The 21,523-nt window shown below is 70.5% G+C and carries 17 protein-coding genes; 6 read left to right on the forward strand and 11 right to left on the reverse strand.

The window, feature by feature from the left end:
- Window positions 1–383: 383 nt before the first annotated feature.
- A complete protein-coding gene (locus ACGFH9_RS20440) occupies window positions 384–572 on the forward strand; it encodes a hypothetical protein (protein WP_355063886.1) in 189 nt (62 codons plus the stop codon).
- A gap of 273 nt (window positions 573–845) precedes the next feature.
- Here the strand turns inward: ACGFH9_RS20440 and bioD are convergent, their stop codons facing one another.
- Together bioD and ACGFH9_RS20450 are read right to left on the reverse strand one after the other, a co-directional pair.
- Window positions 846–1,550, reverse strand: coding sequence for a dethiobiotin synthase (gene bioD, locus ACGFH9_RS20445; RefSeq protein ID WP_393221729.1), 705 nt, complete (start codon window positions 1,548–1,550; stop codon window positions 846–848).
- A 17-nt stretch (window positions 1,551–1,567) separates the two neighbouring features.
- Window positions 1,568–2,704, reverse strand: coding sequence for an 8-amino-7-oxononanoate synthase (locus tag ACGFH9_RS20450; RefSeq protein ID WP_393221732.1), 1,137 nt, complete (start codon window positions 2,702–2,704; stop codon window positions 1,568–1,570).
- A gap of 290 nt (window positions 2,705–2,994) precedes the next feature.
- Between ACGFH9_RS20450 and bioB the strand changes: the two genes are divergently transcribed.
- The 3 genes from bioB to ACGFH9_RS20465 are packed head-to-tail and all read left to right on the forward strand — an operon-like array spanning window position 2,995 to window position 4,743.
- A complete protein-coding gene (gene bioB, locus ACGFH9_RS20455) occupies window positions 2,995–3,990 on the forward strand; it encodes a biotin synthase BioB (RefSeq protein ID WP_393221540.1) in 996 nt (331 codons plus the stop codon).
- Between the two features lie 5 nt (window positions 3,991–3,995).
- Window positions 3,996–4,232, forward strand: a complete 237-nt coding sequence (locus ACGFH9_RS20460; protein ID WP_393221542.1) for a hypothetical protein — start codon at window positions 3,996–3,998, stop codon at window positions 4,230–4,232.
- 4 nt (window positions 4,233–4,236) lie between these two features.
- Window positions 4,237–4,743: a GNAT family N-acetyltransferase gene (locus ACGFH9_RS20465; RefSeq protein WP_393221545.1), complete on the forward strand. Its 507-nt coding sequence runs from the start codon at window positions 4,237–4,239 to the stop codon at window positions 4,741–4,743.
- A gap of 409 nt (window positions 4,744–5,152) precedes the next feature.
- On the opposite strand, the gene ACGFH9_RS20470 is transcribed toward ACGFH9_RS20465, so the two are convergent.
- The 4 genes from ACGFH9_RS20470 to ACGFH9_RS20485 form a co-directional block, all read right to left on the reverse strand.
- On the reverse strand, window positions 5,153–7,651 hold the full coding sequence (locus tag ACGFH9_RS20470) for a non-reducing end alpha-L-arabinofuranosidase family hydrolase (RefSeq protein WP_393221547.1): 2,499 nt from the start codon (window positions 7,649–7,651) through the stop codon (window positions 5,153–5,155).
- A gap of 194 nt (window positions 7,652–7,845) precedes the next feature.
- Window positions 7,846–10,743 (reverse strand): glycoside hydrolase family 9 protein, encoded by a 2,898-nt coding sequence (locus tag ACGFH9_RS20475; protein WP_393221734.1) that lies wholly within the window; start codon window positions 10,741–10,743, stop codon window positions 7,846–7,848.
- Between the two features lie 228 nt (window positions 10,744–10,971).
- Entirely contained in the window at window positions 10,972–12,078 is a 1,107-nt protein-coding gene (locus ACGFH9_RS20480) for a GNAT family N-acetyltransferase (RefSeq protein ID WP_393221549.1), read from the reverse strand.
- 88 nt (window positions 12,079–12,166) lie between these two features.
- Window positions 12,167–12,871 carry an amino acid-binding protein gene (locus ACGFH9_RS20485; RefSeq protein WP_393221551.1) on the reverse strand — a complete coding sequence of 235 codons (705 nt, stop codon included), beginning with the start codon at window positions 12,869–12,871 and terminating at the stop codon, window positions 12,167–12,169.
- 145 nt (window positions 12,872–13,016) lie between these two features.
- On the opposite strand from ACGFH9_RS20485, the gene ACGFH9_RS20490 reads away from it, so the two are divergent.
- A complete protein-coding gene (locus tag ACGFH9_RS20490) occupies window positions 13,017–14,096 on the forward strand; it encodes a phosphotransferase family protein (RefSeq protein WP_393221554.1) in 1,080 nt (359 codons plus the stop codon).
- The gene (locus tag ACGFH9_RS20495; protein ID WP_355233892.1) at window positions 14,096–15,307 is read left to right on the forward strand and encodes an acyl-CoA dehydrogenase family protein; all 1,212 of its coding nucleotides are present in this window, start codon (window positions 14,096–14,098) and stop codon (window positions 15,305–15,307) included. The genes ACGFH9_RS20490 and ACGFH9_RS20495 overlap by 1 nt, the downstream gene beginning before the upstream one ends.
- A 140-nt stretch (window positions 15,308–15,447) precedes the next feature.
- Here ACGFH9_RS20495 and ACGFH9_RS20500 read toward each other — a convergent pair whose 3' ends face one another.
- The 5 genes from ACGFH9_RS20500 to ACGFH9_RS20520 form a co-directional block, all read right to left on the reverse strand.
- The gene (locus ACGFH9_RS20500) at window positions 15,448–16,494 is read right to left on the reverse strand and encodes a LacI family DNA-binding transcriptional regulator (RefSeq protein WP_393221558.1); all 1,047 of its coding nucleotides are present in this window, start codon (window positions 16,492–16,494) and stop codon (window positions 15,448–15,450) included.
- 79 nt (window positions 16,495–16,573) lie between these two features.
- Entirely contained in the window at window positions 16,574–18,007 is a 1,434-nt protein-coding gene (locus ACGFH9_RS20505; RefSeq protein WP_355233896.1) for a GH1 family beta-glucosidase, read from the reverse strand.
- Window positions 18,004–18,906 (reverse strand): carbohydrate ABC transporter permease, encoded by a 903-nt coding sequence (locus tag ACGFH9_RS20510; RefSeq protein WP_393221560.1) that lies wholly within the window; start codon window positions 18,904–18,906, stop codon window positions 18,004–18,006. The genes ACGFH9_RS20505 and ACGFH9_RS20510 overlap by 4 nt, the downstream gene beginning before the upstream one ends.
- Window positions 18,907–18,919: 13 nt before the next feature.
- Window positions 18,920–19,906, reverse strand: coding sequence for a sugar ABC transporter permease (locus tag ACGFH9_RS20515; protein WP_355233898.1), 987 nt, complete (start codon window positions 19,904–19,906; stop codon window positions 18,920–18,922).
- Between the two features lie 110 nt (window positions 19,907–20,016).
- Window positions 20,017–21,327, reverse strand: a complete 1,311-nt coding sequence (locus tag ACGFH9_RS20520) for an extracellular solute-binding protein (protein WP_355233900.1) — start codon at window positions 21,325–21,327, stop codon at window positions 20,017–20,019.
- Window positions 21,328–21,523: the final 196 nt, after the last annotated feature.

Genomic DNA, 21,523 nt, shown 5'->3' on the forward strand with positions numbered 1-21,523 from the left:
CTGGCGCCGTCACCGGCAAGCCCAAGCGAAAGCCAGCCACTACCGCAAACGACTCGAAGCCGCCAAAAGTAACGAACCTCCGTAGCAGTACTAGGCCCGTAAGCGCGAACTGGACCGCCTCGGTTGCACACCCGCCGGGGCGGTTCGCCGTTGGATGATCAGCCCGGCCTTCATGACGTACACCTTCCGCCACTTGATCCACGACCACACCGGCTTGTGCCTGCGGGCGAGGGTCATGGCTACCGCCGCCAGATACTCCGCAAAAGTAACGCGTCGGGTCATTCATCCATGGCAACACGGGAGGTTGTACGAGGGCAACCCCCTAAAGCGTTGTACGACCCGGTAGCCCCTAGAGCAAGTCCCAGGACTCCTACCGTCGAGACGTGGAGTTGCTTGGGCTCGATGAGATCCGCGACCTGCTTGGGGGCATCAGTAAGCAGCGCGCCACGATCATCGTGGGCCGCAAAGGTTTCCCCGACCCGCTCGCCACCTTGAGCATGGGCCGTGTCTGGGACGGCAAGGCCGTACGAGCGTGGATCGCCAAGAACCGCCCCGCTCCGGCCGACGACTGACCAGAGCGCGGCGAACCCCGCCGATCATCGACGCTTCTTCCTTGAGAGTTGCCCCGGCAGCGAGGGTTGGTCGTCCGGCTCGACGCAGGGTTCAGCTCGACCAGCACGCAATGACTGGTGAAGCCAAGGTCCGAGAGCCTCCGCGGCATTCTTGACCGAAACGGTTCAGATTGCCGCAGGGCCGGCCCGACTGTTCGGCCCCCGTACCGACCCCACCCAACGCCGGACGGGTGGGTGGACGCCGTTCCCCTACCCCAGTTCGTCGACAGGTGTTCAGCTGCTCTCCTCGGCCCAGACGCGCCAGTCGTCGAGCACCCCGTGCAGCGCCGGAGTGAGCCACCCCGGCGCCGACCGCCGGAACACCCCCGGATCGATCGCGCCCGCCCCCGCCGGCACCGCGCCCAGCAGATTCGGCACCAGGTCGGTCAGGTTCGTCCAGTGCACCAGCTCCGGCGACGCCGGCCAGGCACCGATCACCACCCCGGCCGGTACCGCCCGACGGTCCAGCGCCTCCAGGGTCAGCGCCGTGTGGTTGAGCGTGCCCAACCCGGCCCGGGCCACCACCACCGCGGGCGCGCCGAGCGACACCGCCAGGTCGGCCATCGTCCACGGCTCACCCGACGGACGTAGCCCCATCGGCACCAGCAGACCACCGGCCCCCTCAACGAGGACCAGGTCGTGCTTGTCCGCCTCCGCGCGGACGGCGTCCACCGCCGTGTACAGCTCCAACGGAGGCAGGTCCGCGACCCGGGCAGCGGCCAGCGGCGCGAGCGGGTCCGGATAGTTCGCCAGGGTACGACCGGTCAGCGGCGCGGCCAGCCGATTGACCACGTCCACGTCACCCGGCTCACCGCCGGCCGTGCCGGTCTGGCCGGGTTTGACCACCGCCACCCGGAGGCCGGCGGCCTGTGCGGCCGCCGCGATGGCCGCCGTGACCACGGTCTTGCCCACCTCGGTGTCGGTACCGGTGACCAGCACCGGCCCCTCCCACGCCGTCACGGCGCAGTGTCCACGATGACGTCCAGCGCCCGCTCGAAGTCGGCCCGCGGCACCCCGGCGCTGACGGTCAGGCGCAGCCGGGAGCGGCTGTCCGGGGTCGACGGCGGCCGGAAGCAGCCCACCGCGACACCGCGGTCCCGGCAGTCGGCCGCCCAGGTCGTCGCGGCCCCCGGACCCGGCGCCGCCACCGAGATCACCGCCGCGTCCGGCGCGGAGACGGCCAGCCCGGCCGCGCGCAGTCGACCGACCGCCAGCGCCACCCGGTCGGCAACCTCGACGCGCAGGTCGTCGCCGGCCCGGGCCAGCCGCAGCGCGGCGTGCACCCCGGCCGCCACGGCCGGCGGCAGCGCCGTGTCGAAGATGAACGTACGACCGGTCTCGACCAGGTGCCGGACGAACTCGGCCGGACCGGCGACGACGCCACCCGCCCCGCCGAGCGCCTTGGACAGGGTGGCGGTGACCACCACGTCCGGCTCGCCGGCCAGACCGGCGGCCGCCACCGCGCCGGCACCGGACGGGCCGGTCACGCCGAGCGCGTGCGCGTCGTCGACGAGCAGCAGCGCGCCGTAGCGGCGGGCGACCGTGTGCAGATCGGCCAGCGGTGCGAGATCGCCGTCGACCGAGAAGACCGACTCGGTGACCACGACCGCCGGGCGTCCCGGCGCCACGGCCAGGGCTGCCGCCACCGCCGTCACGTCGGCGTGCGCACTGACCACCGTCTCGGCGCCCGAGATCCGGCAGCCGTCGATCAGCGACGCGTGGTTGTGCGCGTCCGAGACGAGCAGGGTCCGGGGCTGCACGAGAGCCCGCAACGCGCCGAGGTTCGCCAGGTAGCCGGAGGAGAACACGAGAGCCTGGTCGGTGCCCAGCCACTGCGCCAGCTCGGCCTCCAGGGCGTGGTGCGCGTCGGTCGACCCGCGCACCAGGCGTGACCCGGTCGCGCCCAGCCCGTACGCCGACAGTGCCGCCGTGGCCGCGGCGGTGACCTCCGGGTGGGTGGCCAGGCCGAGGTAGTCGTTGCCGGCGAGGTCGGTCATCCGGTCGTCGGCGGGACGCGGGTGCAGCCGCCGGGTCAACCCGGCCTTCGCCCTCAACTGCGCGCGACGATCGAGCGCCGCCAGCCAGTCCGCCACCGTCACCCCTTCACCGCCGTCCGCGCCGGTCACGCCGACGTCCGCCGGGCGAAATTACCACCCGCCGTCCGCGACTCGACGAATCCACTCGGCACGCGACGCGCAGCGGCGTCGAACGTCGACCCGACGACACGGACCACCACGTACCGTCAAAAGGTCGTCACCCCCGGTCGCCGTGCGGGTGACGCGCGGCCTGACCTGCGCGGTCGTCCGCCGGGCGCGGCCCGGCGTCCGTCTGCGCCGCCGGCAGGTCATACCGGGTGGAGCCGGGGCCTTGTAGGGTACGAGCCATGCCAGAGATCCTCGACCAGGCCCGTACCCAGGTCCTGGGTGACGGCGTCGGCCTCGACCAGGCTGGCGTCCTCGCCGTGCTGAACCTGCCCGACGAGCACCTGCCCGCCGCCCTCCAACTCGCGCACGACGTGCGGATGCGGTGGTGCGGCCCCGAGGTCGAGGTCGAGGGCATCGTCTCGCTGAAGACCGGCGGCTGTCCGGAGGACTGCCACTTCTGCTCCCAGTCCGGTCTGTTCACCTCCCCGGTGCGCTCGGTCTGGCTGGACATCCCGTCGCTTGTCGAGGCCGCGAAGCAGACCGCGAAGACCGGGGCCACCGAGTTCTGCATCGTGGCCGCCGTGCGCGGTCCCGACGCGCGGCTGATGAAGCAGATGCGCGAAGGCGTCGCCGCCATCAAGGCCGAGGTCGACATCCAGGTCGCCGCGTCGCTGGGCATGCTCTCGCAGGAGCAGGTCGACGACCTGGTCGACATGGGTGTGCACCGCTACAACCACAACCTGGAGACCTGCCGGTCGTACTTCCCGAACGTGGTCACCACCCACTCGTGGGAGGAGCGGTGGGAGACGCTGCGCATGGTCCGCGACTCGGGCATGGAGGTGTGCTGCGGCGGCATCCTCGGCCTCGGCGAGACCGTCGAGCAGCGGGCGGAGTTCGCCGCGCAGCTCGCCGAACTCGACCCGCACGAGGTGCCGCTGAACTTCCTCAACCCGCGCCCCGGCACCCCGCTCGGCGACCGTCCGGTGGTCGAGGGCAAGGACGCGCTGCGGGCCATCGCCGCGTTCCGGCTGGCCATGCCGCGCACCATCCTGCGGTACGCGGGCGGCCGCGAGATCACACTCGGTGACCTGGGCACCCGCGACGGCCTGCTGGGCGGCATCAACGCGGTGATCGTCGGCAACTACCTGACCACGTTGGGTCGACCGGCGACCGCCGACCTTGACCTGCTGGACGAGCTGAAGATGCCGGTCAAGGCCCTCTCCGCCACGCTGTGACGACCATGACGACGACCTCCGACGCCGACCCGACCCGCGAGGGTCGGTCGGCCACGGCTGCCGTGCTCTGGTGCGACAGGTGCGGCGAGGCGGCGGCAGCCGGCCCCCACCCGGGCTGCGCGACGGCCCGCCAGTTGGAGCCGCCGCGCTACTGCGCGCACTGTCGACGTCGGATGAAGGTGCAGGTGCTGCCGGTCGGCTGGTCGGCGATCTGCGTCGAGCACGGCGAGATCCGGGGCTGAGCCGATGCTGCACGGGCGGGCGGTTACCCTGCGACCGGCGACGGTCGCGGACGTGCCGGCCCTCGCGGCCATCCGGGCTGACCCGGAGGTACGCCGGTGGTGGCGCGGCGGCGACGACCTGGCCGCGTCCATCCAGGCCGACCTGAACGACGACGACCTCGCCCTGTACGCCATCGAGCACGACGGCAGGGTGATCGGCGCGATCCAGTGGCACTCCGAGCCGGACCCGGACTACCGCCACGCCAGCCTGGACGTGTTCCTCGCTCCCGAGTCACGCGGTGCAGGTCTCGGCGTCGACGCCATCCGCACCCTGGCCCGGCACCTGATCGACGAATACGGCCACCACCGGTTCACGATCGACCCGGCGGCGGCGAACAGCGCGGCCATCCGCGCGTACGCCAAGGTGGGTTTCCGCCCGGTGGGCATCATGCGCCGCTACGAGCGGGGCGAGGACGGCCGCTGGCACGACGCCCTGCTGATGGACCTGCTCGCCGACGACCTCACCAACTGACGCCGAGCCGCCGGGGTCAGCGGCGCTGCGGCGTCCGCCGGGCGGTGTTTGTGGCGAGCACTCCGGCGACCAGCGCCACGGGGCGAGCGCGACAAACAGGGCGCCGGCCACCAGGATGACGATCCCGGGCGGTACGGCGACGGGGAACTCGACGCCTACGGCCCACAGCACGCCGATGCCCGCGGCGCCGACGACGAGACCGGCGATGGTGAAGTTCCGTGCGGCAACAGTCATGCCACCACCGTGGCCCGACGCGGGCCGTTTCGCGTCCGCCCCACGACGTCATCCCGGGTACGGCAGTTTGCGTACTCCGGTCACAGATCTTGGACAGTTCCCGTTCTGGCGAAACGGAAACTGTCCAAGATCTCGACGTGCTGAGCGCCCCCGTTCTCCGCGAACGGAGTGACGCCTAGCGCTGGAGGGTCAGTACACCCGGCCGCCACGGCAGCCGGTTGTAGTCGCCGCCCGCACCGGGGTCCTTGCCCTGGTACAGCAACTGGAGGTTGCAGGCGTCGACGGTCTTGGTCTGGTCGGGGTTGGTACGGACCAGGTCACCGTGACTGATGTCGTTGGTCCACGTGGCGCCGCTGTTGGCCTTGCCGGCGAAGGGGTTGCTCTCGCTGGCGGCCTGCGGGGTCCACGAGCCGCCCAGGCTGGTGGCCGTGAACGACCGGAAGTAGCGTCCCTGGCTGCCGATCGCCTCCACGATCATCAGGTACTGGTTCTGGCCCGCCACCTTGTAGACCTCGACGCCCTCGAACAGGTTGTTCGTCGAGTCGGTCATGATCGTCGTATAGGTCGAGCCGAAGCTGCCCGGGAAGTTCCCCAGCGGCATGCTCGACCGGTAGATCTTGCCGTTGTCACCGGCGAAGAACAGGTACATGTTCTGGTCGTCACCGATGAGGGTCTGGTCGATCACCCCGTACGGGGCGTCCGAGAGGGTGGCGGTGGACAGCGTCTGCGCCGAGGACCAGCCGTTGGCGTTGGTCGGGTCGCTCGACGTCTTGTAGCTGAACGAGGTCGGTCCCCACTGGTACGCCAGCACCCAGATGTTCTTCGGGGCGAAGTACAGCAGCGTGGGCGCCACCGTGCCCTGGCTCATCCCGTTCTGGCTGGCCGAGGCCATGTCGGACCAGTTCGTGAACGTGCCGAAGTTCATCGAGCTGTACTGGCCGCTGCTGTTGACGTACGACCCGTAGACCAGGTGCTGGCCGTTGTAGACCACGTTCGTGAAGTCCTTGAGCGAGAGCCAGCCGTTCTTCGGGCTCGTCAGCGCGCCGGTCGACGACCACCGGTAGGTCGACGGGAGCGCGCAGCCACTCGTCGGCGGCGGCGTGGTGGTCGGCGGAGCCGACGTCGGCGGCGGCGTGGTCGGCGTGGTGCCGCCGAAGTCGGTCCGCCACTGCTGGTTGGTCTGCCCGTGGCAGTCGTACAGCTGGACCTGCTGACCGTTGCCGGTGCCCCAGACGTCCAGGCAGCGGCCGGACTGCACACCGGTGATGGTGCCGTTGGAGTTGATGTTCCACTGCTGGTTCGCCCCGCTGTTGCAGTCCCAGATGATGATTCCGGTCCCGTTGGCGGTGGCCGCGCCGTTCGCGTCGAGGCACTTGCTGCCGTAGACCCGCAACTGCTTGCCGGAGGTGTACGTCCACTGCTGGTTCGACTGACTGTTGCAGTCGTAGAGCTGGACGCGGGTGCCGTTGGTCTGCGTGGAGTTGGGCACGTCGATGCACCGGCCCGACTGCACTCCGACGATCCGGCCGGCACCGCCAGTCGGCGGCGGGCTCGTGGTCGGACTCACGGTCGGGCTGACCGTCGGACTGACCGTCGGGCTGACGGTCGGACTCACGGTCGGTCCCGAGGTCGGGGGGGCCGCGTTGAGCGCATTGAGGACGGAGGTGTAGGCGGCCTTCTTGTTGCCGTTGCCGTCGAAGAGCAGCGGGCTCTCGTTCGAGCGCCAGGAGTCGCTGTCGCGTACGCCCCAGACGGTGATGCCGATGCAGCGCGGCACGTTCAGGCACGCCTGGGTGAGCCCGGCGTACTGGGTGGTGGACGAGTTGGTGACGTCGACCTCGGTCAGCGCCACGTCCACGCCGAGCGCGGCGAAGCTGGACAGCGTGGTCTGGAAGTTGCTCGGCAGCGAGCTGCCACCGGTGAAGTGGGTCTGCAGACCGACGCAGTCGATCGGCACGCCGCGGGACTTGAAGTCCTGGATCATGCGGTAGACGCCCTGCGTCTTGCCGTACGACCAGTTCTCGATGTTGTAGTCGTTGTAGCAGAGCTTGACCGACGGGTCGGCCGCCCGCGCGGTGCGGAACGCCACCTCGATCCAGTCGTTGCCGGTGCCCTGGAGGTTCGAGCTGCGACGGCTGCCGTCCTCGTTGAACGCCTCGTTGACCACGTCCCACGCGGCGAGCTTGCCCCGGTAGTGGCCCATCACGCCGTTGATGTGGTCGATCATCGCCTGGCGCAGGCTGCTGCCGTTCAAGCTCTGCATCCACCCCGGCTGTTGCCCGTGCCAGGCCAGGGTGTGCCCACGGACCTTCAGGCCACGCTGGGTCGCCCAGTTGTAGATCTGGTCGCCGGAGGTGAAGTTGAACTGGCCCCGCTGGGGCTCCGTCGCGTCCGGCTTCATCTCGTTCTCAGCGGTGATCATGTCGAACTCACGCGCCGCGATCGTGCTGTACGTCGAGTTGCTGAGCCGGCCCGCCGCGATGGCGGTGCCGAAGTACCGGCCCGACTGCGCGGCGGCCGCGCCGAGCGTGGTGGCCGCGGCGTTCGCCGAGGGCATCATCACCGCGACGGCGGCGACGGTCACGACGCTGAACGCGCCGGCGAGCAGCGCTCGGACGACGGGCGTTCGCCGTCGCCGAGTACCGCCGCGATGAACGGATGGGCTCATTGCCATCTCGGCCTCCTTGTTGGCCTGGACCCGGGCCGCCGAGGCGGGACGGCCGGAAATGCTGGTTGATATATCTAACTCAGTCGATGTTAACCACGCGCCGGTCCGAGCAACGAAGTTTCGGAAAAGTTTCGGAAGTGTTTTGCGGTGCGCGGCGTGACGCGGCCGGTCACCGGGAGACGGTGACCGGCCGCGACGATTCAGGCGACGACGCAGGTGGTGTTGTTGACGGTGAAGGCCGTCGGCTTCGGGTTGCTGCCGCTGTGCGTGCCGTTGAAGCCGAAGCTCACCGACACGCCCGGCGCGATCGTGCCGTTGTAGGACAGGTTCGTCGCGGTGACCGCCGCCCCGGACTGGCTGACGGTCGCCGACCAGCCCTGGCTGATGGCCTGCCCGTTGGCGAAGCTGAACCGCAGTGCCCAGCCGTTGATCGCGGCGGTGCCGGTGTTGGTGATCGTCACCGTGGCGGTGAAGCCGGTGTTCCAGCCCGTCGTGGCGTACCCCACCGAGCAGGTGCCGCCGACCGGCGGTGCCGCCGTCGTCACCGCGACCGGCGCGGACGCCGCGGAGGTGTTGCCGGCCGCGTCGACGGCCACCACGTAGAACTGGTACGCCGTGGAGGCGGTCAGCCCGGTCACGGCGAGAGTGCTGCTGGTCGGCGACCCGACGAGCGCGTCGGTCGTGCCGGCCTCGCGGTAGACCCGGTAACCGGCGACGCCCACGTTGTCGGTGGACGGCGTCCAGGCGAGGGTGAGGCCGGTGGCGGTGACCGCCGAGGCGACAGGTGTGCCGGGCGTGCTCGGCGCGGTCGTGTCGGTGGAGCCGGTCGGCGGCGTGGTCACGGTGAGCACCGGTGAGGCCGCCGACGTGTTGCCCGCGCCGTCGCGGGCCATGACGGTGAACTCGTACGACGTCGCCGGCAGCAGCGTCGTGATGGTCAACGTCGTGCCAGTGACCGGCCGGACCATTACCGTGTCGCTGTTGACCTGCACCTCGCGGACGTCGTAGCCGGCCAAGCCGCTGCCACCGGTGTCGGTGGACGCCGACCAGGTCAGGGTTACCGAGCGGGACGCGAGGTTGGACACCATCGGCTTGCCCGGGACGCTCGGCGCGGTGGTGTCCGGCACGACCGGCCCCGGCTCGTCGCCCCAGACGCGGGTGCTGCCGGCGTAGAGCGGAACCTTGCGGTTCGGGCCGGCGGTCGCCTGGTACGACGGGTCGTTGGTCGGGTTCCAGGTGCCGCCCTCCGGCACGCCGATCTTGAACTGGACCTCCATCCGGTGCGCCGACTGTCCTGCCGGGGCGATGGTGTAACCGGTGCAGTCCACCTCGACGTACCAGATGTCGCCGCTGAACTGCTTGGCGGTGGTCGGGGACGGGCAGCCCTGGGTGTAGCCGGAGGTGACCTGCACCGGGCCGCTGCCGTCGGGCCGGAAGTAGTACCGGAACTTTCCGGTGGTCAGCGCGCGGGCCGGGAACGCCGACTTGTTGTAGATGACCGCCTTGAGCCCGGTGGCCCGGGGCTCGGCCTGCATGACGGTGGTCTCCACGGTCATCTCGTCGATGTCCGGCGTCTCGGCGACCGGGAAGTTCGCCAGCGGGGTGCCACCGTACTCGGAGGTCAGCCGGACCAGCGCGGACGTGAAGCCGGCGTTGTAGTCGGTGGCCACCTCGTTCATGACGTAGTCCGACCGGCTGTCGCTGTACGCGTCGTTGGCCGAGGACGGGCCGCCGACCAGCGCACCGTAGAGGGTGTGCCGGGTCTCGACGGGCACGGTCTGGCTGTCCCACCACGAGCCGTGCGCGGTCCGGTGGTGCGGGTTCTTCGGTGCGTTGGCGCCGAACCCGATGACGTAGCTGGAGCTGCGCGGATTGTCGCCGAGCGCGTAGTTGATCTGCCGGACGGCAAAGTCGTGGTAGCGCGCCTTGCGGGTGGTGTCGGTGGTCTTGTCGCTGTAGACAAGCGCGGCGAAGGAGGTGTTGGCGGCGTAGCGCAGCGCGCCCCAGGAGTCGAGCACGGCCATCCCGCCCGGCGAGTACGGCACCCGCTGCCCGTTCACGCCGACGGTCCAGTAGTCCAGCCAGCGGTTGGCGTCGTCGACGTACTTCTGCTTGCCGGTCAGGTTGGCCAGCAGCACGTACGCGCCGAACTGCTTGTTGTCCCAGGCGATCGTCCACTTGTAGGAGCGGGTCGTGGACTGCGGCTCGGTGCCGAGCTTGTCGTACTCACTCTCGGCCTTGGTCAGGTAGCTGGCGTCGCCGGTGGCCCGGTAGAGCCAGATGGCGGCCCACACCAGCTCGTCCTGGTAGCCGCTCCACGACTTGTAGAACGAGGCCGCGTCGGTGATGCACTCGCTGTAGGCCTTCCGCACGGTGTCGGCGAACGTGTAGAGCTGCCGCGCGTGGGTGAGCAGTTTGTCCGCGTAGGTCGCGTCGGTGGGCCGGAACACCATCGAGGAGGCGGCCATCGCGGCCGCCGTCTCCCCCGCCAGGTCCGCGCCGCCACAGCTCGCATCGATCTTGTACGCGGGCCTCGCCATCGGCAGCACCTCGGCCGGGCCCCACCACTTGTGGTCGTCGTCGCCCTTGCCGACCTGTCCGTAGAGGACGTTCGCCGACGGGTGCGCCTTGACGAAGTAGTCGTTGACGAAGCGCAGGCTGTTGAGCAGGTGCGGGAGCTGGCCGGAGGCGCTGTAGCCGCTGCGGTACTCCACCGCGCCCCAGGCGAGCATGGTGGCGCTGAACGCCATCGGGAAGCCGAACTTCACGTGGTCACCGGCGTCGTACCAGCCGCCGGTGAGGTCGACGCCCGTGCCGGCGCCGTCGGTGAGGGCGCTGTCGCCGCGCCAGGAGACCCGGTTCCAGTCGGGCAGCTCACCGGACTGCTGCGCCTCGTAGAACAGCAGCGACTTCTGCAACGCCTCGGCGTAGTTGAAGGACGGTGCGGCGGACGCGGGCCCGGGCGTCGGCGCGGCGACCGCGAGGGACACACCGGTGAGCAGGGCGACGCCGGCGGCCAGCAGCCGTCGGGGCCAGGGCTGGTCGGCGACGGGCGACCGGCCGGGGTGGCCGGTCAACGGCCGGGTCAGGTGGCGCATGAACGGCTCCTGTTCACCAGGCGCCGCCGGCGGTCGCACCAACGCGGGACGGCGTGGGGCGGCACGGCCACCGGCGACAGCGGGGGTGGCGGCGTGACCATGGGTCATGGAAGCGCTCCCATGGATATTCGACAATGTAATGTGCGCCTCGTCGATTGGGAAGCCCATGCCGCACCCCAGCGCCGTCACGCCCACCGGCGTGACGGGGACCCCGCCCCGATCACACGGTCAACGCGTCACCTGGTCCACGGGCGTCCGCGAACCCTCCGATCCGGCCGGCGACCGGGAGACGCCCTGGCGCGCGGCCGGGACGGCAACCGACAGCGGCAGCGTCAGGGTGAGCAGACCGGCATCCCGCTGCACCGAGCTGGGCCGGTCCAGCCGGCGCAGTGTCCGCAGCATCGGTGCGTTGTCCGCCCGCACGTGCAGCACCAACGCCGCGTACCCGGCCCGGTCGGCGTGTGACACCAGCCGGCGCAGCAGGGCCGAACCCAGGCCACGGCACTGCCAGTCGTCGCGTACCAGAAGCGCCGCCTCGGCCTCGTCGCCCTCACCGAGCAGGTTCGCCATGGCGACCACCGTGCCGTCCCCGTCGGTCGTCGTGGCGACCAGGGTGAGCCCACGCGTCGGCTCCAGCAGACGGCGCAGCCGGTCCTGCCGCGGCAGTGCCGCCCCGCTCAGGTAGCGCCGCTCCCGACTGCGCGGGGAGCACCCCTCGTGCAGCTCCAGCACACCCGCCAGGTCGTCCGCGTTCGCCGGCCGCACCGCCACCTCGGCACCGTTGGGCAGTACCAGGGTGACCTGCTCGGCGGCTCGACGGGTAACCGTGGCCGCCAGCTCGACCAGGGCCTGCGCCCGGGCGTACTCCGCCGGGGTGAAGGCGGGCGCGGCCCGGCGCAGCGCGAACGAACCGCCCGCCGGATCGGCCAGGAGCATTCTCGTGTCGGCGATGCCCCGGTCGTCGCCGGTCGCCGCCGGTCGCCAGCTCACCGAGTCCGCGCCGAGCAGGGTACGCAGCGCCTCACCCGTCGCGTCCGGGTCGCGCACGAGCCGATTGGCCAGCCCGAGCACGCGGGTCGGCTGGTCGGCCAGGCCGCGCGCCTCGCTGCGCGCCACCCAGCAGTCCCGCCCGCGACCCCGCTCGACGGCGGCGATCAGTTCGGCCTCGTCGAGCGCGTCCGGCGCGTCGACCAGGAAGTCGTCCACCGCGCCCTGCTCGGTGGGCTGCACCTGCACGGTGAGGATGTTGACCCCGCGCAGCGCGAGGCTCGCCGTGAGGACCGACAGGTAACCCGGCCGGTCGTCCACTGTCGCTCGGATCCGCCACAACGTCATGGTTGGCTCCCTTCCCACCCAGAGCCTCGCCCGCGGCTGTTGCCGTCCGGTTGCTCGCCGGTGTCGACCCGGGAACTCCTCGCGCTGCTCAGGAGGGGCCGGCGACCACCGGTGGCGCGCCGACCAGGTCCAGTCGGTCGCCGAGGATCACCGCGCTGGCCCGCACGAGTTGGGTGAGCCGGTCGACCTCGGTGCTGTGGAAACCCGCGGCGCACAGGGTCTCGTTGTGCTCGCGCGCGACCACCAGCACCAGGCCCGCCCGGCCGAACGGGGCGATCGCGTGGTGGGTGCCGTCGGGCGTGGTCATCGACCGGCCGCGCAGCGGAGTCACCTCCGGCAACCGCGGCGGTACGGGAGCGCGCCAGCTCGCGTGACCCACCGTCGCCCCGCCGCCCCCGCTGCGCGACGCCCAGTCCACCGGGACCACCGCGGCGACCGCCCAGTCGGCCGCCAGCAGCCCCGGCACGGCGTCGACAAGGGTGGCCAGCCCATCGGCCGGGTTGGCCGCGACCTGGGCCAGCAGCTCCGCGTCCTGACCGGTGGTGGTGGGCGCGCCGATCGCCCGCCACACCCCGTCCACCCGTACACCCGGGATCGCCGCGAGGCCGGCCAGCAGGCGCTCCACCCGGGCCGCGCCCGGCCACACCACAGTGAAGTCGTCCACCGCGCGCCCGCCGAGACGCTCCAGGACCACCACCTGCACGATGTCCGCGCCGGAGACACCCAGCGTGCGGGCGACCTGGCCGAGGGTGCCCGGACGGTCCGGCAGGGTGACCCGAACTCGCAGCAACATGTCTGTCCCTCCGCTCGGCGGGCCGGCGACGGCCGGCAGGCTGACAACAGCCTGGTGGTTGACCATTTCGTCCCTGTTGCAGAGGCATGTCCCGAGGGGAAAATCTGACCTTGACAACGTGAGCGGGCTGCCATGAACTAGTCGGATGACCGATCCGGCCGCCAGCGCGCTCCGGCCGGGCGCTGTTCCGGCCGCCCCCGCCGGTGTCGACCTCGACCGGCTCGCCGACTACCTGGCGACGCACCGCCCCGAGCTGGCCGCGGGGCCGATGCGGGCCCAGTTGATCGCCGGTGGCAAGTCCAACCTCACCTACCTGCTGCGCCTCGGCGACCGTGAGGTCGTGCTGCGCCGCCCACCGCTGGGGCACGTGCTGGCCACCGCGCACGACATGGCGCGCGAGTTCCGGGTCATCTCGGCGCTGGCGCCCACCGAGGTACCGGTGCCCGGCGCGCTGCTGCTCTGCACCGACACCGCCGTCCTCGGCGCACCGTTCTACCTGATGGAACGCGTACCCGGCGAGGTGTTCCGGACCCGCGCCCAGACCGACCCACTCGGGGACGAGCGACGCCAGGCCCTCGCCATGGCGATGATGGACACCCTGGCCGCGCTGCACACCGTCGACCCGGCCACCGTCGGGCTCGCCGACTTCGGCCGCCCCGAGGGCTACCTTGCCCGGCAGGTCCGCCGCTGGGCCGGCCAGCTCGACCGCTCGCGCAGCCGCGACCTGCCCGGCATCGACGAGCTGCGCGACAGGCTCGCCGCGACCGCCCCGGAGGGCGCCAACGCGGGCCGCATCGTGCACGGCGACTACCGCCTCGACAACCTCCTCGCCTCCGCCGACCCGGTGGCCGTGCACGCCGTCCTCGACTGGGAGATGGCCACCCTCGGCGACCCCCTCGCCGACCTGGGGCTGCTGCTGACGTACTGGGACGTGCTGGGTGACAGCGACACCGCTGCCGGCAACCCCGTCGCCGACGGCCTCGGCCCACGCGCCGGCTTCCCCACCGGCGCCGAGCTGATCGACAGGTACGCCGGGCGCAGCGACGTCGACGTCGGGCCGCTGCACTGGCACGTCGCGCTGGGCTGCTTCAAGCTCGCGGTCATCTGCGAGGGCATCCACTACCGCCACACGCTCGGGCAGACGCTCGGCGAGGGCTTCGACCGGATCGGCGAGATGGTGGCACCGCTGGTCGCGTACGGACTGACCGCCGCCAGGGAGCGGTGATGGACTTCGCGTACGACGCCCGGACCGAGGAGCTGCGCGAGGAGCTGACCCGGTTCCTGACCGAGCACGTCTACCCGGCCGAGCCGGTGCACGCCGAGCAGGTCGCCGTGGGTGACCCGTGGTCGCGTACCCCGGTGTTGGCCGAGCTGAAGGCCGAGGCCCGCAAGCGCGGCCTGTGGAACCTGTTCCTGCCCGACCCGCGCTACGGCGCCGGCCTGACCAACCTCCAGTACGCCCCGCTCGCCGAGCTGACCGGGCGCAGCCCGCACCTCGCGCCCGAGGCCGTCAACTGCGCGGCACCGGACACGGGCAACATGGAACTGTTGGCCGAGTTCGGCTCGGACGCCCAGCGCGAGCGGTGGCTCATGCCGTTGCTGGAGGGGGAGATCCGCTCCGCCTTCTGCATGACCGAGCCGGAGGTCGCCTCCTCCGACGCCACCAACATCGCCACCCGGATCACCCGCGACGGCGACGAGTACGTCATCAACGGCCGCAAGTGGTGGTCGTCCGGCGCGATGGACCCGCGGTGCGAGATTTTCATCGTGATGGGCAAGACCGACCCGGACGCCGACCGGCACCGCCAGCAGAGCATGGTGCTCGTCCCCCGCGACACCCCCGGGGTGACCGTCCGCCGGGGCATGACCGTCTTCGGCTACACCGACGGCTCACACGGCGGGCATGCCGAGATCGACTTCACCGACGTACGGGTGCCGGCGGACAATCTCATCGGCGCCGAGGGCACCGGCTTCGCCATCGCCCAGGCCCGGCTCGGTCCGGGCCGCATCCACCACTGCATGCGGTTGATCGGAATGGCTGAGCGGGCATTGGAACTGCTCTGCCGCCGCGCGAACGAACGGATCGCGTTCGGCCGACCGCTCGCCGAGCAGGGCGTGGTCCGGGAGTGGATCGCCGAGTCCCGGGTCCGCATCGAACAGGCCCGCCTGCTGGTGCTCAAGACCGCGTGGCTGATGGACACCGTCGGCAACAAGGGCGCACACACCGAGATCCAGGCCATCAAGATCGGCACGCCGGCGATGGCCGAGTGGGTGATCGACAAGGCCATCCAGGGGTACGGCGGCGCGGGCGTCAGCCAGGACACGCCCCTGGCCGCCCTCTGGGCGCAGACCCGCACCCTCCGCCTAGCCGACGGCCCCGACGAGGTCCACCGCAACTCCCTGGCCAAACGCGAACTCCGCCGCTGGCTCCCCTAACCCCACCCCCCACCCCCACCCCTCCCGACCCCCACCCCACAGCACGTCGATCTTGCACTTTCTGTCGACGGTTCGCGGGGGATGCCCTTTATGTCGCCACAGCAAGTGCAAGATCGACGGGGACGGGGACGGGGACGGGGTTAGGCGCTGGCGCGGTGGACCAGTTGGGTGTCCAGGAGGATGTGGGGGGCGGGCAGGTCGTCGCCGCGGATGCGGGCGACCAGCAGTCGGGCCATCTGCCGGCCCATCTCCTCCACCGGCTGGAACACCGAGGTCAGGGGTGGCTCCGCCTGCCGGGCGATCGGCGCGTCGTCGAAACCGATCACGGCGACGTCCTGCGGAACACGCCGACCGGCGTCGCGCAGGGTACGCAACGCACCGAACGCCATCAGGTCGGACGCGACGAAGACGGCGTCCAGGTCCGGGCAGGCGTCCAGCAGCCGACGCATGGCGGTCGCCCCGCTGCCCTCGCTGAAGTCGCCGTACGCGATCAGGTCGGGGTTGACGCCGACGCCGGTGGCCTTGACGGCCTCGGTGTAGCCGGCCAGTCGGGCCAGGCCGGCGCCCATGTCCTGCGGACCGGCGATGGTGGCGATCCGCCGCCGGCCCTGGCCGGTCAGGTACTCCACCGCCTGCCGCGCGCCGCCAACGTTGTCCACGTCGACGAACCACGCCGGCTGGGCACCGGGTTGCAGCATCCGGGCCGGTCGGCCACCGAGCACCGCGGGCAGGCCGCGCTCCTCCAGAAGGGTGGGCAGCGGGTCGGAGTCGTGCAGCGACAGCAGCAGTACGCCGTCGACGTGCTGGTTGGTGAGGTGGTGCTCGACGCGCTCCCGCTCGACCGGCGACTGGGCCATCGCCAGCCAGAGCTGCATGGGCGTCTCCAGCAGACCGGAGCTGATCCCCCGCACGATCGCCGCGAAGAACGGCTCGGTGAAGACCCGCTCCCCGGATTCGGACACCACCAGGGCGACGGAGTCGGTCCGCTGGGTGACCAGCGCTCGGGCGGCTCGGTTCGGCACGTACCCCAGCTCGGCGATGGCCTGCTGGACCGCGGCCCGGGCCTCCGGGCTGACCTGGGGCGAGCCGTTGACCACGCGCGAGACCGTGCCCCGACCCACGCCGGCGCGCGCCGCGACCGCGTCGAGGGTCGGGCGCCCGAGCGAGCGGGTGCGCTGCGTTGTCATCGTCTGCTCCTCCGACGGCGGGCGGACCCGGCCCCACCCGAGGATGGACGCCGGGACCGCCCTGATGGCTGGCCCGAGCCTATTGTGCGGCCAGACCGTTGCGTCGGATCACCGAGGCGTACCACCTGGCGCTGGACTTGGGGATGCGAAGCTGGCTGTCGTAGTCCACATGGATCATGCCGAAGCGCTTGGTGTAACCCCAGGCCCACTCGAAATTGTCCATCAGTGACCAGGCGAAGTATCCCCGCAGGGGCACTCCGGCGTTGATCGCCTCGTGGCAGGCCCGCAGGTGGGCATCGAAGTAGGCCAGCCGGTCGACGTCGTCGACCTGCCCGTCGACGACGGTGTCGACGAACGCGGAACCGTTCTCGGTGACGTACAGGGGCAGGTCGGTGTACTCCTCGTGCACCCGCTGGAGCGTCTCCACCAGGCCCGGGGCGTCGATCTCCCAGTTCATGTCGGTGACCGGGACGCCCCGGGTGACGAACCGGACGTCCTCGCTGCCCGGCCAGCAGGAGGGTGCCCGCCAGTACGGCTCGGGCTCGGCGCCCTCGATCGGCGCGGCGACCACGTGCCGGCTGTAGTAGTTGATCCCGACCAGGTCCAGCGGCGTGGAGATGGTCGCCAGGTCGCCGTCGCGGACGTGGTCGAAGTCGGTGACCGTGCGCAGGTCGGCCACCAGGTCCTCCGGGTACGACCCGCGCAGCAGCGGGTCGAGGAAGAAGCGGTTGGCCAGCCCGTCGATTCGGCGGGCCGCATCGACGTCGGCGGGGGCGTCGGTGGCCGCGTCGACCGGGTACAGGTTGACGGTGACGCCCACCTCGGCCGTGGGCCGGACGGCCCGCAGCGCCTGCACGGCCAGGCCGTGCCCGAGCATCAGGTGGTGACCGGCGCGGACCGAGTCCGCACCGTTCGACCGCCCGGGGGCGTGCACGCCGGAGCCGTACCCGAGGAACGCCGAGCACCACGGCTCGTTCAGCGTCGTCCAGTAGCGCACCCGGTCGCCGAGCGCGTCGGCGACGAGCGTGGTGTAGTCGGCGAAGCGGGCGGCGGTGTCCCGCGACGGCCAGCCGCCGGCGTCCTCCAGCTCCTGGGGCAGGTCCCAGTGGTAGAGGGTGAGCCACGGCTCGATGTCGTGGGCCAGCAGGTCGTCGACGAGCCGCCGGTAGAAGTCCAGGCCCTGCGGGTTGGCCGCGCCCGTGCCACCGGGCTGCACCCGGGGCCAGGAGACCGAGAAACGGTACGACTTCAGGCCCAGCTCGGCCATCAACGCGACGTCGTCACCGAGCCGGTGGTAGTGGTCGCAGGCCACGTCGCCGGTGTGCCCGTTGACCACCCGACCCTCGGTGTGGCTGAAGGTGTCCCAGATCGACGGGGTGCGGCCGTCCTCGGCCGCCGCCCCCTCGATCTGGTAGGCCGCGGTCGCGGCTCCCCACAGGAAGCCGGGCGGAAAGGTCAGCCCGGAACGCTCGTCAAGGAGGTCGACGGCGGATGGGCTGGCGGTGTTGCTCACGACTTGACGGCACCTTCCATGATCCCGCCAATGATCTGGCGGCCGAACAGAACGAAGACGATGAACAGCGGAAGGGTCGCGATGAGCGTACCCGCGAAAATCTGAGAATTGTCCGCGAAATATGCGGTGTTCAGACTGCGCAGCGAGATCTGCACGGTCGGGTTGGCCGGGTCCGCGAGCACCACGAAGGGCCAGAAGAACTGGTTCCACTGCTCCATGAAGGTGAGCAGGCCGAGCACCGCCGCCGCCGGTCGCAGCGCCGGCACCACCACGTGCCAGTAGACACGCCAGGTGGAGCAGCCGTCGACGCGTGCCGCCTCGATCAGCTCGTTGGGCACCGCCTGCTCGGCGTACTGGCGCATCATGAAGATGCCGAAGCCGCCGATCAGGAACGGCACCGTCACCGACGGCATCGTGTTCAGCCATTCCAGCTTCGCCATCAGGATGTACAGCGGAAGCACGCCGAGCTGAATCGGAATCATCATCGAGGCCAGGATGATGAGCAACAGCGCGTTCTTGCCGCGGAAGCGCAGCTTCGCGAACGCGAACCCGGCGAGCGAGCCGAAGAACACGGTCGCCACCGTGATCGTGCCCGACACCAGGAACGAGTTCATCAGGCCCTTGACGATGTTGGCGTCGCCGTTGTCGAGCACCCGCTGGATGTTCTCGCCCAGCTTGCCGCCCGGGAGGAACGGCGGTGGCCAGGAGTTCGCCGCGTCGCTGGTCCGCGAGGCGATGACGATCATCCAGTAGAACGGGAAGAGCGACAGGATGACGCCGAGGACGAGCCCGAACCAGGTCAGTGGGCTGGCCGTCCAGAGTTTCTCCGCCCGGTGGCGGATGCCGGCGCGATCGGCCGGTGGCCGGACCGTCGGCGGTCGCAGAGTGGTACTGGTCATGGGAGGGCCACCCTCACTTGTCGGAGCTGATGCGGCGGGCCAGCAGGTAGTTGAGGAACGAGACGGACGCGATCAGCAGGAACAGCACCAGGGCGACGGCGCCCGCGTAACCCCACCGGAACCGCTGGTTCATGACGTCCAGCAGGTACATCGTGATCGTCTGGAACTGCCCCTCCGTGCCGCCGGAGAGCGCGCCCGAGCCACTGGTGAACATCAGCGGCTCGGTGAAGAGCTGCAGGCCACCGATGGTCGAGATGATCAGCGTGAAGATGATGGTGGGACGCAGCTGCGGGATGGTGATGGACCAGAACTGGCGGCGCTGCGAGGCGCCGTCGAGAGCGGCCGCCTCGTAGACGTCCTTGCTGATCGACTGCATCGCCGCGAGGTAGATCAGAGCGTTGTAGCCCACCCACCGCCAGTCGACCATCGTGGCGATGGCGAACCAGGAGGCGAAGCGGTTGGCCCGCCAGTCGATGGGGCCGACGCCGACCAGGTCGAGCAGCCAGTTCATCAGGCCGAAGTCGCGGGCGTAGATCATCGAGAAGATGAGCGCCACCACGGCGGTCGAGGTGATGATCGGCATCGCGATGGCCAGTCGGAAGAACATCTGGCCCCGGATGCGCCGGTTCAGCGCGTTCGCCAGCAGCAGCGCGATGATCAGCTGCGGGATGGTGGAGAGCGCGAACATCCCGAAGGTGTTCACGACCGCGTTCCAGAACTGCGGGTCGTTCGTGAACAGCTCGACGAAGTTGTCCAGACCGACGAAGCTGATCGTCGCGTTCATCGGTGACCGGTCGGTCATCGCGATCCAGAACGTGTAGACGATCGGGTAGACGCCGAAGATCGCGAAGAGCACGAAGAACGGCAGGACGAAGACGTACGGGGTGAAGCGCAGGTCCAGCCGGTTCAACTGCCGGCGGCGCGCCGTTGAGTGCCGTGGCGCCGGGCGCGGCCCGCGGGCCGACGCGCCCGGTGGCGCGGGGGTCTTCAGGGAGCTCATGAGCGGTCCTTCACACTCGGCGGCACCGTCGTGGGCGCCGCGGCAGGGCGTTCCGACGCGGGTTCACGGGTGGCGCCGGAGCGGCACCACCCGTGAGCGCGTCACAGCCGTTACTTGCCTGCTGCCTGGCCGTTCTTCACCGCGTCCTGCCAAGCGGCGTCGGCGGCCTTGCCCTGCTCGATGCTGCGCAGCGCGTTCTCGACCGCGTCCCGGACCGCCTGGTTCTTCGGGCCGAGGTAGACCGGCTTCAGCTCCTTGGCGCCAGCGGCGAAGATCTTGCCGATCGGCGCGCCGCTGAAGTACTCGTTGGTCGCGGCGAGCACGGCCGGGTCCTCCAGAGCCTGCGGCGACGACGGCAGGTTACCGACCTTCTTGAACGCCTCGGTCTGGCTCTTGGCGGTGGTCAGGTACTTAGCCAGCTCGGCGGCTTCCTTCTGGTGCTTGCTGGACTTCGGCACGGCCAGCCAGGAACCGCCCCAGTTACCGCCGTTGCCCGGCGCCTTGGCGACGTCCCACTTGCCGGCCGCCGCGTCACCGGCCTGCCCCTTGATGACACCGGTCATCCAGGCCGGGCAACCGATGGTGGCGAAGCTGCCGTTCTTGAAACCGGCGTTCCACTCGTTCGAGAAGCTGCGCAGGTTGTTGGACAGACCCGCGCTGATCATCTTGGTGGTCTGCTGGAACGCGGACTGCACGTCCTGGTTCTCGCCGACGACGAGCTTGTTGCTCTTGTCGAAGTAGGTGTAGCCGTTGCCCGCGCCCGCCGTCTGCATCAGCACGATGTTGTAGAAGTTGGTCGCCGAGTCGACGAACTTGTGCTTCTTGTCGGCGGCGGCGAACTTCTGACCCTGCTCGATGAAGGCGTCCCACGTTGGCCAGAGGGCGCCGACCTGCTCGCGGTCGGTCGGCAGGCCAGCGGCCTTGAAGAGGTCGCTGCGGTAGCAGACGGCCATGCCGCCGACGTCGGTGCCGAGACCGAGCACCTTGCCGTCCGGCGTGAGGCCACCCTCCCACTTCCAGGGCAGGAAGTTGCCCTTGAGGTCGTTGGCGCCGTGGTCGGCCAGGTTCACGAACTTGTCAGCCTGCGCGAAGAACTGCACGATCGTGCCCTCTTCGAGGGCGACGACGTCGCCGGCACCGGCACCGGCGGTGATCTGCTGCGTCAGCCGGGTGTTGTAGTCGCCGAGGCCGAGGCCCTTGCCGCGCTCCTGGATCGTGACGTTCGGGTGCTCCGTCTGGTACTGCTTGTAGAGATCCTCGTAGCCGAAGCCCTGGTCGCCGAAGACGTCGACGACCAGAGTGACCTTGCCGCCGTCCGAATCGGACGACGAGTCGCCGTCGCCGCAGGCGGTTGCCGCGGCGAGCACGGCGACGGACGCGAGCGCGATCGCCGCAAAGCGGCGACGTGAGGTGACGCTCATCCTGACCCCTCTCAAGTGGTGAGGCTTGGTGTGTCGTACGTGGTGGGGTGCTGTAGCGCCCCGCGCCGCTCGGCCAGCGGCCGTGGACGTCCGGGGAGAGCTGTGAAGGAGACTTCCGCCACTCCCCCGGGAGCGCTCCCATGAGATTGCCGGGGCACTACCAGGGTGTCAATAGACCATTGGGAGCGTTCCCAGA

It is taken from the genome of Micromonospora sp. NPDC049102 (genome assembly GCF_043197485.1).
In the GTDB taxonomy this organism is placed as follows: Bacteria; Actinomycetota; Actinomycetes; order Mycobacteriales; family Micromonosporaceae; genus Micromonospora.